This is a genomic window from Mesorhizobium sp. M7A.F.Ca.CA.002.05.1.1 (assembly GCF_003998335.1).
Taxonomy (GTDB): domain Bacteria; phylum Pseudomonadota; class Alphaproteobacteria; order Rhizobiales; family Rhizobiaceae; genus Mesorhizobium.
Map to the genome: position 1 here is coordinate 1 of NZ_RZQI01000078.1, position 12112 is coordinate 12112.

14 protein-coding genes are annotated in these 12112 nt (G+C 64.1%); 11 read left to right on the top strand and 3 right to left on the bottom strand.

Annotated features, from left to right (window positions below):
- The coding region (locus EN939_RS06475) for a site-specific integrase (RefSeq protein WP_127267372.1) at positions 1-740 on the bottom strand (740 nt) is incomplete at its 3' end.
- A gap of 400 nt (positions 741-1140) precedes the next feature.
- Between EN939_RS06475 and rimM the strand changes: the two genes are divergently transcribed.
- Both rimM and trmD read left to right on the top strand, forming a co-directional pair.
- Complete coding sequence (gene rimM / locus EN939_RS06480; protein ID WP_127267360.1) at positions 1141-1746, top strand: ribosome maturation factor RimM; 606 nt, start codon at positions 1141-1143, stop codon at positions 1744-1746.
- Positions 1743-2447 (top strand): tRNA (guanosine(37)-N1)-methyltransferase TrmD, encoded by a 705-nt coding sequence (gene trmD / locus EN939_RS06485; protein ID WP_127267361.1) that lies wholly within the window; start codon positions 1743-1745, stop codon positions 2445-2447. The genes rimM and trmD overlap by 4 nt, the downstream gene beginning before the upstream one ends.
- On the opposite strand, the gene EN939_RS06490 is transcribed toward trmD, so the two are convergent.
- A complete protein-coding gene (locus EN939_RS06490) occupies positions 2429-3181 on the bottom strand; it encodes a sulfite exporter TauE/SafE family protein (RefSeq protein WP_127267362.1) in 753 nt (250 codons plus the stop codon). The genes trmD and EN939_RS06490 overlap by 19 nt on opposite strands.
- Positions 3182-3509: 328 nt before the next feature.
- Between EN939_RS06490 and rplS the strand changes: the two genes are divergently transcribed.
- From rplS to leuC, 7 genes are all read left to right on the top strand, one after another.
- The gene (rplS, locus tag EN939_RS06500; protein WP_013528861.1) at positions 3510-4061 is read left to right on the top strand and encodes a 50S ribosomal protein L19; all 552 of its coding nucleotides are present in this window, start codon (positions 3510-3512) and stop codon (positions 4059-4061) included.
- 154 nt (positions 4062-4215) lie between these two features.
- A complete protein-coding gene (locus tag EN939_RS06505) occupies positions 4216-4629 on the top strand; it encodes an organic hydroperoxide resistance protein (RefSeq protein WP_127267363.1) in 414 nt (137 codons plus the stop codon).
- Positions 4626-5135, top strand: coding sequence for a MarR family winged helix-turn-helix transcriptional regulator (locus EN939_RS06510; protein WP_127267364.1), 510 nt, complete (start codon positions 4626-4628; stop codon positions 5133-5135). The genes EN939_RS06505 and EN939_RS06510 overlap by 4 nt, the downstream gene beginning before the upstream one ends.
- 177 nt (positions 5136-5312) lie before the next feature.
- On the top strand, positions 5313-6110 hold the full coding sequence (locus EN939_RS06515) for a basic amino acid ABC transporter substrate-binding protein (protein ID WP_127267365.1): 798 nt from the start codon (positions 5313-5315) through the stop codon (positions 6108-6110).
- A gap of 201 nt (positions 6111-6311) precedes the next feature.
- Positions 6312-7121, top strand: a complete 810-nt coding sequence (locus EN939_RS06525; RefSeq protein WP_127267366.1) for an amino acid ABC transporter permease — start codon at positions 6312-6314, stop codon at positions 7119-7121.
- Between the two features lie 55 nt (positions 7122-7176).
- Positions 7177-7812, top strand: a complete 636-nt coding sequence (locus EN939_RS06530) for a class I SAM-dependent DNA methyltransferase (protein WP_127267367.1) — start codon at positions 7177-7179, stop codon at positions 7810-7812.
- Between the two features lie 288 nt (positions 7813-8100).
- Positions 8101-9510 (top strand): 3-isopropylmalate dehydratase large subunit, encoded by a 1410-nt coding sequence (leuC, locus tag EN939_RS06540; protein WP_127267368.1) that lies wholly within the window; start codon positions 8101-8103, stop codon positions 9508-9510.
- A gap of 39 nt (positions 9511-9549) precedes the next feature.
- On the opposite strand, the gene EN939_RS06545 is transcribed toward leuC, so the two are convergent.
- Positions 9550-9867, bottom strand: coding sequence for a hypothetical protein (locus EN939_RS06545; RefSeq protein ID WP_127267369.1), 318 nt, complete (start codon positions 9865-9867; stop codon positions 9550-9552).
- Between the two features lie 160 nt (positions 9868-10027).
- Here EN939_RS06545 and EN939_RS06550 point away from each other — a divergent pair, with 160 nt between their 5' ends.
- Both EN939_RS06550 and EN939_RS06555 read left to right on the top strand, forming a co-directional pair.
- On the top strand, positions 10028-11224 hold the full coding sequence (locus tag EN939_RS06550) for a GGDEF domain-containing protein (RefSeq protein WP_127267370.1): 1197 nt from the start codon (positions 10028-10030) through the stop codon (positions 11222-11224).
- A 75-nt stretch (positions 11225-11299) separates the two neighbouring features.
- Positions 11300-12112, top strand: an 813-nt coding sequence (locus EN939_RS06555) for a diguanylate cyclase domain-containing protein (protein WP_127267371.1), incomplete at its 3' end; no start/stop codon positions are given.

Genomic DNA, 12112 nt, shown 5'->3' on the forward strand with positions numbered 1-12112 from the left:
GAGCGCAGCTGGGCCATGTCGCGCTGGACAAGGGCCGGGTTGAGCGGACCGCCGCGGGCGCCGCGAAACAACAGGCCCTTGGGGTCGAGATGGTAGGGGCAGAGCCGGCGATATTCGGCGATCGCCCTGAGCGCCACCGGCAGCACCGGCACCAGGCGCGTCTTGCCGCCCTTGCCGGTGACGCGAAGCACCGTGTCGGCCGCCGACGCCAGATCGGCGCCGGCGAGGCCAAGCGCCTCGGAAATGCGCAGGCCGGAGCCGTAGAGCAGTGTCAGCACGGCGGCGTTGCGCGCTGCGATCCAGGGTTCCTCCGCCAGTTGGCCTTCAATGGAAACAACATGCTTGGCATCGCTCGCTGTCAGCGGCTTGGGCAGCGATTTGGGTTGGCGCGGCGCGCGCAGTGCTGCCGCCCCGGCCGCATTGGCGAGGCCGCGCCGCTCGAGGAAACGCAGCAGCGAGCGGATGCCGGCGAGACCCCGGCCGAGCGTGCGGGCACCGGCACCGGCATTGCGCCGCGCCGCGAGAAAGCCGCGCAGGTCAGCCGGGCGCAGATCGGCGATGTCCGAAATGCCGGGCGAGCCGCCACAATGGCCGGTGAGGAAATGCAGGAACTGGCGCGTGTCGCGCTCATAGGCTTCCACCGTCTTGGGCGACAGCCGGCGCTCTCGGGCCAGCATCTTCAGCCAGCTTTCGCGTGCCGCCTGGAGATCGGGTTTGGCCGGGATCAGGAATTCCTGCATGGCGGCATTTTCGGGTATTCGGGTTAGGAAGCGGTGAAGAGCCGTCATTGAAATGACAGCCGGCTGAGGTTAGGAGACCATCGATTGGCGGCAGGTGACTACCTTGGTGATTGGCTGAAATGCCCGCCCCCTTCGTCATCCTGGGGCGGAGCAGGAGCGAAGCGACGTCGCGGAGACCCCAGGATCCATGCCGTGACCTGCGAGCGTTGCTGCGTTACAAGTCTGATAGCTTTGCGGTGGAGACCGCGCGAAGTGTTTGCAAATAGAGAGTTGGCAGGAACGAGACTCGTGACCCTTTCTGAACTGCCGTGCTTTTTGGTCGCCGTAACGGAATGGATCCTCGGGTCTGCGCAGTCGCTTCGCGCCTGCTCCGCCCGTGGATGACGAAGGTAAAAGCGCCATGAGCAAGCCCCAGAACCCTGTCCAGATGGCCGTGATCGGCGCCGCCCATGGCATCAAGGGCGAATTGCGGGTGAAGACCTTCACCGGTGAGCCGCTGGCGCTGGCCGATTACGGGCCGCTCTACGCCAGGGACGGGCGCGCCTTCCAGATCATCGACATCAGGCCTGCCAACACCGTGGTCGTGGTGCGCTTCAAAGGTGTCGCCGACCGCAACGCGGCCGAGGCGCTGGCCGGCACGGAGCTGTTCGTCGACCGTTCGATGCTGCCGGACGATGGCGAGGAAGATGAATTCTATCATGCCGACCTTGTCGGCCTCGAAGTCCGCGACGATACGGCTGCCGTGCTTGGCAAGGTGGTCGCGGTGCACAATTTCGGCGGCGGCGACATTCTCGATGTGACGCTGGGCGGGCGCAAGGGCGTGCTGATCCCGTTCACACAGGCCGCCGTGCCGCAAGTGTCGATCGCCGAGGGTTTTGTCCGTGTCGATCCGGCGGCAGCCGGGCTGGTCGACGACGAGGATGGCGATGGCGATGGCCCGCGCGAGGAAGACTTCGATCCGAAAGGCCGGCCGCGCGGACCGAGCGATGCCGGGGGCAACCGGTGAGTTTTTCCGCTTGCGTGCTGACGCTTTACCCCGAAATGTTTCCCGGCGCGCTCGGCCTGTCGTTGGCTGGCCGGGCGCTGGAGGCCGGGACGTGGTCGCTGGAGGCGATCCAGATCCGTGGCTTCGCCACCGACCGCCATCGCACCGTCGACGACACGCCCGCCGGCGGCGGCGCCGGCATGGTGATGCGCGCCGACGTGCTGGCGAAAGCCATCGACCATGCTTCGCCGGAAGGCGACGCGCGGCCACGGCTGCTGATGAGCCCGCGCGGCAAGCCGCTGACCCAGGCGCGTGTGCGCGAACTGGCCGCTGGGCCAGGCGCCGTCATCCTGTGCGGCCGCTTCGAGGGCGTCGACCAGCGGGTGATCGACGCGCGGGGATTGGAGGAGGTCTCTATCGGTGACTTCATCCTCTCCGGTGGCGAGCCGGCAGCGCTCGTGCTGCTCGATGCGGTGGTGCGGCTGTTGCCCGGCGTGATGGGCAACGCGGTGTCGGGCGAGGAGGAGAGTTTCGAAAACGGCCTGCTCGAACATCCGCACTATACGCGGCCGCAGGAGTTCGAGGGCCGTGAGATTCCCGAGGTGCTGGTTTCCGGCAACCACAAGAAGATCGCCGCATGGCGTCGGGCGGAGTCAGAGAAGCTGACGAAAGAGCGGCGTCCGGATTTGTTGGGCGCCGCCGCTCACCCTTTCCAAAAGTAATAGAAAGCCAGAAACAGACCGACAGCGACGACGAAGCCGCGCACCGCGTTTTGTGGCACGCGCTTGGCGATCCAGACGCCGGCATAGCCGCCGAGCGCGCCGCCCGGGATCATGATGATCGCCTGCGGCCAGGCGACGACGCCGCCCGAGACGAAGACGACGATAGCGACCGCCGCGATGACCATGGCCAGCATGTTCTTCAGCGCGTTCAGCCGGTGATAGTCGCCGGCCTGGGTGAGGCCGAGCGTCGCCAGCATCATCACGCCCATGCCGGCGCCGAAGAAGCCGCCATAGATGGCGGTGAGAAACTGCGCCAGGGAGCCGGCGAGCGAGCCCACCGCCGCTTCATGACCGGGCTTCGGCACTGGTTTCAGCCAGGGGCCGGCTGCGAACAGGGCTGTCGCGGCCAGGAGCAGCCACGGCACCAGAGCGCGAAACGACGGATTGTCGAGCGCCAAAAGGATCAGCGCGCCGGCCAGTGCACCCACGGCCGAAATCAGGCACAGCAGCAGCGCGCCGCGCCAGAAGTGCCTGATATCGGCCGAGTAGGCGAGGGTCGAGGTGATGTAGCCTGGAAATTGCGTCACCGAGGAGGTGGCGTTGGCGACGATCGGCGGCAGGCCGACCAACGTCATGGCGCCGAAGGTGATGAAGGTGCCGCCACCGGCGACCGCATTGGCGGCGCCTGACAGAAAGCCCGCCAGAAACAGCAGGATGGCATCGAAGACAGACATGAATTGCGGCCGCTCAAAACTGTGTTATTTCAGGCTTAGAAAGCCTGAACGACCGGCGCAACCCGGCACGGCAGGATTACGATGGTGCCATGCGAGCAGAAAATGCGCTGCCAAGGCGTGACAAAGCGGCGAAATAGCTGTATGTGCCCGCCCGTACCGGCCAGAAAGAATCTGCCGGACCCGTCAACAATGACGGTGTAGTCGCCCCTGCTGGATGTTTCAAAGACAAATGTCTTGGAGACAAAAGGCATAGCCAAGCGGTCAATGGAACTGCAAGGCGAGTGTCGGACGCTCTGACTGTCGGAAGAACAAGAAGTGGACTTTTGAGATGGATATTCTCCGTCAGCTCGAGGCCGAACAGGCCGCCAAGATCGAAGCCAAGCGCAAGCTTCCCGAATTCCAGCCCGGCGACACCGTGCGCGTCCAGGTCCGCGTGACCGAAGGCACCCGCACCCGCGTCCAGGCCTATGAGGGCGTCGTCATCGCCCGCGCAGGCGCCGGCTTCCAGGAGAACTTCACGGTTCGCAAGATTTCCTACGGCGAAGGCGTCGAGCGCGTGTTCCCGGTCTACTCGCCGATGGTTGAAGGCGTCGAGATCGTTCGCCGCGGCAAGGTGCGTCGCGCCAAGCTCTATTACCTGCGCGATCGTCGCGGCAAATCGGCCCGTATTTCGGAAAACACCGGCGTGCGCGCCCGCAAGCTGAATGATGAGGAGCGCGATGCGCTGAACGCCGAGAAGGCCCGCATCGAGGCCGAGAAGGTGGCAGCAGCCGAGGCCCTGGCCGTCGAGAAGGCCGCCCAGGACGCCGCCGAGAAGAAGGCCGCCGCCGAAGCCGAAGCAGCAGCCAAGGCCGCCGCGGAAGCGACCCCCGCCGAATAAGGTTTTCGGACATCCCATTCAAAAAGGCGGCTTCGGCCGCCTTTTTCGTTTCACCGGACTGTGAACGCTTTCAGCGCCAGAAACGGGATCCGCTGTTGACGGCACATTATCTTGTGTACTAAATAATCGTGTACAAAGTAATTGGAGATTTGATATGGCACTCTACACCACACAGGCTCACGTCACCGGCGGCCGCGCCGGTCATGGCGAGACCAGCGACGGTCTGCTCAAGGTCGATCTGGCAATGCCCAAGGAGCTCGGCGGGCCGGGGGGCGCCACCAATCCTGAGCAACTGTTCGCAATCGGCTATGCCGCCTGCTTCGAAAGCGCCATCCGCTTCGTCGCGCGCAAACAGAAGCTGTCGCTGACGGATGCCGGGGTAACCTCCACCGTCAGCCTGCTTCCCAATGGCGAAGGCTTTAAGCTCGGCGTCGCGCTCGCGGCGGAAACGAAAGGCCTTGATCAGGCGGCGGCGGAAGCGCTTGTATCGGAGGCGCACAAGATCTGCCCCTATTCCAACGCCATCAGGGGCAATGTCGACGTAGCGCTTTCGGTAAAGGCGGCATGACGGAAAAGACGACAAAGAGCACCAGCGACGTCCCGGCGGAGGCCACCGGGACGTTTCACGTTCCGCGGCTCGACCAGCAGCTGTGCTTCGCGCTCTATTCGGCAAGCGGGCTGATGACGAAGCTCTACCGCCCGCTGCTCGATCCGCTCGGCCTGACCTATCCGCAATATCTGGCCATGTTGGCGCTGTGGGAACGAGCTCCAAGCACGGTTGGCGAGCTTGGCGAAGCGCTTGGGCTGGATTCGGCGACGCTGACGCCGCTGCTCAAGCGGATGGAGGCTGGCGGACTGGTCACACGCCGGCGCGACCCCGCCGACGAGCGCCGGGTTATGGTCGAGCCGACAGCGAAGGGCCAAGCGTTGCGTGAGCAGGCCAAAAGCGTGCCGGCGGCGATGCTTTGCAACCTGCCGCTGGATGCCGACGAGTTGAAATCCCTGCACCGCACGCTGACGCGGTTCGTCTCCGGCTTGCGCAAGGCAGATGCCGGCATCGCGAAGCGGAGCTGATCGCTGCCGCGACACCGTTCAATCCTGAATCCCGGAAATGAAGGCACTGGAATCCGCTTTCGCGCATCCTGACGCAGCGGACCGTCTTGCATGACGCTTGCGGAAAGCTAAAGTCGGCGCCGTATTTTCCTGCAAGCCCGGCCATGTCCGGGTCCGTCAATTTCCGGGGAGTGTGTCATGACCAAATCGAAACTGCTGCTGGCAGGCCTGCTTGCCCTCGTCCTGACGCCCGTTGCCGCCTTTGCGCAGGCGCTGCCCGACCTCGGCGGCAAAAAGGTGGTGGTTGTGACCGAAAACGCCTATCCGCCGCTGCAGTTCATCGATGCCAAGACCGGCAAGCAGATCGGCTGGGAGTATGACGCGATGAACGAGATCGCCAAGCGGCTCAATTTCACGGTCGAGTACCAGAACACTTCCTGGGACGCGATGATCCAGGCGGTTTCCGACAACCAGTACAACATTGGCATGACCGGCATCACCATCAAGGACGACCGCAAGGAGAAGGTCGATTTCTCCGACCCCTATATGCGCTCGGAACAGTTCATGCTGGTGCGCGGCGATGAGAGCCGCTTCACTGACGACAAGACCTTCGGCGACTTCAAGGACGGGCTGATCGGCGCGCAGGCCGGCACCACGCCCTTCTACACCGCCGTCTACAGCGTGCTCGACGGCAATGAGCAGAACCCGCGCATCAAACTGTTCGAGACCTTCGGCGCGACCGTGCAGGCACTGAAATCAGGCGACGTCGATGTCGTTTTGACCGATGGCACCGCTGGCAAAGGCTATGTCGACGCCTCCGAGGGCAAACTGAAACTGATCGGCGGGCCGCTCGGCACCGAGGATTTCGGTTTCATTTTCCCCAAGGGTTCCGACCTGGTGAAGCCGATCAACGCGGCAATCGCTGCGTTGAAGGCGGACGGGACGTTCGATGCGCTGAACAAGAAATGGTTTCTTGATTACAAGATGGGGCAGTGATTTCGCGCTGACTTCGCGCTTGAACGCCCCCCTCTGCCCTGCCGGGCATCTCCCCCTCAAGGGGGGAGATCGGCTCTTTTTTCCGCTTTCGCCAATCACCAAAGTTGTAAAAAGAGTGCCGTCGACGAAGCTGCCAATCTCCCCCCTTGAGGGGGAGATGTCCGGCAGGACAGAGGGGGGCGCCTTGGCGCAATCCTTTTGATGCCTCCCGCCTCTTCGTCCAAAGCCGACTTCCCCTGGTGGCTTGTCGTTGCCGCAGCCCTCGCGATCGCGGTGGCCGTCTTCGTCGCCACCAGCAACCTCTATGCCCAGGTGTTCGCCACGGTCGCCAAGGGCATCGGCGTCACCATCTTCGTCACCGTGATCGCCTTCGTGCTGGCGTCGGCCATTGGGCTCGGCATCGCGCTGATGGGAATGTCCGGTTCGCGCTGGCTGCGCCAGATCGCGCGCTTCTATGTCGAGATCGTCCGCGGCGTGCCGATCCTGGTGCTGTTGTTCTGGATCGCCTTTGCCGGCGCGCCGGCCTTCGTCGCGGCCTGGAACGCGCTGACCGCGCCGCTGCAAAACGCCGGCCTGTTCGGCGAGCTTTTGGTGCGCGACGTGTCGCTGCTCTGGCGCGCCATCATGGCGCTGACCATCGGCTATTCGGCTTTCATCTCGGAGGTTTTCCGGGCCGGCATCCAGGCGGTGGAGAAGGGTCAGATCGAAGCGGCGAAGGCGCTTGGGCTGACACGCGCGCAGCGTTTCCGGCTGATCGTGTTCCCACAGGCAATCCGCACCATCCTGCCGCCGCTCGGCAATGATTTCGTCGCTTTGGTCAAGGATTCCTCGCTGGTCTCGGTGCTCGGCGTTGCCGACATCACGCAGATGGGCAAGGTCTACGCCGCCGGCTCCTTTCGCTTCTTCGAGACCTATTCGATAACGGCCTACATCTATCTCATCCTGACCGTCGGCCTGTCGCTGGCGCTCAGGGCGCTGGAGCGGCGGCTGCGCCGCCAGCACGAGGAATAGTTTTTCGGCCAAGGCAGCGCTACGATCCCCGAGCATTCCCCTTGAGGAGGTCCCCATGATCGTCGACAAAGCCAATGCGGCGCTGGATTCCGTCTATACGGCCGACACGCCGGAAGCGCTTGAGGAGGCCTATGCCGCGTGGGCCGCGACCTATGACAGCGAGACCGCCTCGCTCGGCTACCTCCTGCCTTTCCTGATCACCGCCTGGGTGGCGCGTCATGTGCCGGCGGGCGATGGCCCCTTGCTCGATGCCGGCTGCGGCACTGGCCTGTCGGGATCCTCGCTGAAGGCGCTCGGTTACCGCGACATTGCGGGGCTCGACCTCTCGTACGATATGCTGAAGATCGCCGGCAGCCGCAATGCCTACAGCGACCTGAAGCAGGCAATGCTCGGCGAAACGCTGCCGTGGCCGGACGGCCACTTCCGCGCCTTCTTCTCGACCGGCGTGTTCACCATCAGCCATGCGCCGGCGACAGGCCTGCACGAACTGGTGCGCATCACCCGCCAGGGCGGCCACGCCATCTTCACCGTGCGCGACCAGGTGTTCGAGAGCGGCGGCTTCCAAGCCGTGTTCGACGAGCTGGAGCAGGCAGGGAAATGGCGGCCGATCGAGGAAAGCCCGTGGTTCCGCTGCTATGCGATCGCCGAGCCTGACGCGCTGGTGAAGACGTTTGTGTTTGAAGTGTTGTGACTCCACTTACCTTCTCCCCTTGCGGGAGAAGGTAAAGGCGCTGAACGCCGCAATTGCCGAAAACCCAAAACATTGGTATGAGCCACGCCATGGAAGAGCTTTTTGGCGATCCGGCCTACAAGGGGTTCGTGCTGCAGGACAGGAAACGCCTGCCGTCGCGTTTTTCCGCGCGCGTGTCCGGGGCGCTGACCAGCCGACTACCCTAGGCCGACCTGTTCGGGTCCCTTTCGCCGGGCCTGAGGTCCGGTACCTGCTCTTTCCCATTCTCATATCGACGGATTTACGCACATGAGCGCACCGCGCACCCTCTACGACAAGATTTTCGACGACCATGTCGTCGATCGCCAGGACGACGGCACCTGCCTGCTCTACATCGACCGCCACCTGGTCCATGAAGTGACCAGCCCGCAGGCCTTCGAAGGCCTGCGCATGACCGGCCGTAAAGTCCGGCATCCGGAAAAGACGCTGGCCGTGGTCGATCACAATGTCTCGACCTCGCCCGAGCGCAAGTTCGGCATCAAGAACGAGGAAAGCCGCATCCAGGTCGAGGCGCTGGCCAAGAACGCCAGGGATTTCGGCGTCGAATATTATTCCGAGAACGATATCCGCCAGGGCATCGTCCACATCATCGGTCCGGAGCAGGGCTTTACTCTGCCCGGCATGACCATCGTCTGCGGCGACAGCCACACCTCGACGCATGGCGCTTTCGGCGCGCTGGCGCATGGCATCGGCACGTCCGAGGTCGAGCATGTTCTGGCGACGCAGACGCTGATCCAGCGCAAGGCCAAGAACATGCTGGTGCGTGTCGACGGCCAGTTGCCGGAGGGCGTCACCGCCAAGGACATCATCCTGGCCATCATCGGCGAGATCGGCACCGCCGGCGGCACCGGCTATGTCATCGAATATGCCGGCGAAGCGATCCGTGCGCTGTCGATGGAAGGCCGCATGACGATCTGCAACATGTCGATCGAAGGCGGCGCGCGCGCCGGCCTGATCGCCGCCGACGAGACGACCTTCGCCTATGTCAAGGACAAGCCGCGCGCGCCGAAGGGCGCGTCCTGGGATGCGGCACTCGAATATTGGAAGACGCTGCAGTCCGACGAAGGCGCGCATTTCGACAAGGTGATCGTGCTCGACGCGGCCAAGCTGCCGCCGATCGTCTCCTGGGGCTCCTCGCCCGAGGATGTCGTGTCGGTGCAGGGCATCGTGCCGAACCCGGACGACATCGCCGATGAAAACAAGCGCACCTCCAAGCAGCGCGCGCTCGACTATATGGGTCTGACGCCGGGCACCAAGATCACCGACATCACGCTCGACCGCGTCTTCATCGGTTCGTGCACCAACGGCCGCATCGAGGATCTGCGCGCCGTCGCCAAGGTGGTCGAAGGCAAGACGGTCAGCCCGCATGTCGATGCGATGATCGTGCCCGGCTCCGGCCTGGTCAAGGAACAGGCGGAAGCCGAAGGTCTCGACAAGATCTTTGTCGCCGCCGGCTTCGACTGGCGCGAGCCGGGCTGCTCGATGTGCCTTGCCATGAACGACGACCGGCTAAAGCCGCATGAACGCTGCGCCTCGACCTCGAACCGCAATTTCGAGGGCCGGCAAGGCTTCAAGGGCCGCACCCATCTCGTGTCGCCGGCGATGGCGGCCGCGGCGGCGATCGCCGGCCACTTCGTCGACATCCGCGAGTGGAAGTAACCCGGATTTGAACAGAACCCGAGCCGCGCCCGGCTCGGGTCAGCTCTTTCCGTCGCGGCGGACGAGCTCGTGGAACTCCTCGCGGCGTCCCGGCTGTTCGGCCGCGACCACTAGCGCAAGCTGTTGTTCCTCGAAGAGCTTGAACCATTCGTCCCATTCGACGAGTTCATAGCCTCCCGCATTGAGCGGCCGTTCAGGCTGGTCCTGATCCTGATAGGCGTGCTGGCCGAAGACCAGCCTCAACATGGGCTGCGTCCCCGCTTCCGGCGATATGTCGACGATTGCGGGAAAGCCGGCGCGCCCGGCAGCCCATGAGCGGATCGCATCGTGGTCGGTCAGTGTGATTGTGTCGGCCATGGGTCGCTCCAGATTGTGAACGGAGGAACGCTGACTGGGGACTGCGGTTCCCTGACATTATTTTGAGACGGCGGTCCTGCTTACCGCTTTCGCTTAACCGCTTGTTTGGGCTTGCCCTCTAAGCTCTTCCCTGACGTAAGCCAGGGGAAGTCACAGTCGGTTGGACACGGGTCTGCTCATTGCGCTGCTCAACCCGACGATCGCGCTGGCGCTCGGCGCGGCGTTCCTTGTGCTATGGTCCTATCAGCGCCACCGCCCCTATCTGGCCGTTTTGGCGATCAGCTACAGTCTCTCGGCGGCTGGCTTCCTGCTGCAGTATTTCACCTTGCCCATCGGGATGCCGCTGACCAAGCTTACGTCGAACATCTGCTTCACCATCGCCGCGTGCTGCCTGGCCAGCGCTGTCATCCACCGCTATGGCCGCAAGGTGCCCTATGTGGGGATCGCCGTGCTGGCCGGCGGCGGCCTGGCGTCGTTGTGCTGGTTCCTGTTCGTCGCGCCGGATCTCACCTGGCGCATCCTGGCGATGAATTTCGCATTCGGCGGCATCAGCCTTCTGGTTGCTGCCGAACTGCGCCCGGTGCGCAACAACGGCCCGACCGAAAAAATCCTGTTCGTGCTGTCGCTGCTGTCGGGCGTCAATTTCTTCGTGCGCACCCTTGCCGTCGTCATCGCGCATGGGCCCTTCGCCAGCTATGACGGGTTCTATGGCTCGTCCTACTGGACGACGGCGCTGCTGTCGCACGCGCTGCTCTCGCTGCTCATTGCGTTGTGCCTGTTTTCCGCCGCGGCACTCGACGTGTTGAAGGCATTGAAGACCGAGACCTATACCGACCCCCTGTCGGGCCTGCTCAACCGGCGTGGCTTCGAGGAACGCGGCATGCGGCTCTTGCAGCACTGCGCCTCGGCCCGGTTCCCGGTCGCGCTGGTGTTGGCCGACCTCGATCACTTCAAGGCGCTCAACGATGTGCATGGGCATGGCGCGGGCGATCGCGTGATCGCCGACTTCGCCGCCAAGCTTCGGTCGGCGGCCGGCGCGCGCGGTGTTGCCGGGCGTATCGGCGGCGAGGAATTCGCGGTGCTGCTGCCACTCAGCGATCTTGCCGCGGCCCGGCTGTTCGCCGAGGCGGTGCGCACCGTCTATTCGGCCGGTCATGTCGACGGACTTCCCCAGGGAACGAGGGTGACGGCAAGCTTCGGCGTGGCGGCCCGCAGCGGTGGCGAGGCGCTGGAGCCGCTGATGCGCCGTGCCGACGATGCGCTCTACAAAGCCAAGAAGAACGGCCGCGACAGTGTACGCCTGTCCTATGAGCGGCCGGAAACGGCGTTCCTGCCGGAGCCGCTCAAGACCGGCTGAATCTGCCCGGACGGGACGGCGTTAACGTCTTCTTCGCCCGTCGATGATTAGCTGTCGGCGCGGGTGCGGGAGAACATGAGCGGCGCCAACTTCATCCTGTTGATCAATCTGTCGGTTGCCGGCCTGCTGGCGGCATCCTTCATGGCGGTCGCCTTCCACGATGTCGGCCGCGCGCCGGCGCGCTGGCTGGCATTTGGCTATCTGCTGGGCATGGCCTATTCGGCCATCGAATTCTCCATTCCCGCTTTCTCCGACGCGCGGCTCCCGGTCGTGGCCGCCTTCGCGGTTTTCCTTGCCGCCACCATTGCGTTCAATGGCGGGCTTGCCCGCAAATACGGCGTGGCACTGCCCTGGAAGCCGATGCTGTTGTTCCTGTTGACCACCACCATAGCTGTGTATTTCGTGCAGGATCTGCCCCGCCAGTCGCTGATCCGCATCATGGCTTACCAGCTTCCCTATGCGGTCATGCAGTTTGTGGGGCTGGCCATTGTCTGGTCATCGAGGCAAAAGCTTGCCCGTCTCGATCGCATGTTGATGGCCGTGCTGGCGGCGAGCGGTCTGCAGTTTGCCTCCAAACCGTTCATCGCGCATGCGCTTGGCGGCTGGGGCGCCAATCCGCAGGCCTATCTGCAAAGCAACTACGCGCTGGTGTCGCAATCGCTCGGCACTGTCTTTGCGCTGGCGCTGGCGCTGCTGATGCTGGCCATCCTGGTTCGCGACGTGCTCGCCGAAGTGACGTCGAAGTCGGAAACGGACACGCTGTCGCGTCTGCTCAACCGCGGCGGCTTCACCCGGCATGCCGAGCTGGCGGTGCTTGGCGCGATGCGGCAAGGCGTGCCGGTCGCGCTGGTCATCGCCGATCTCGATCATTTCAAGAGCGTCAACGAC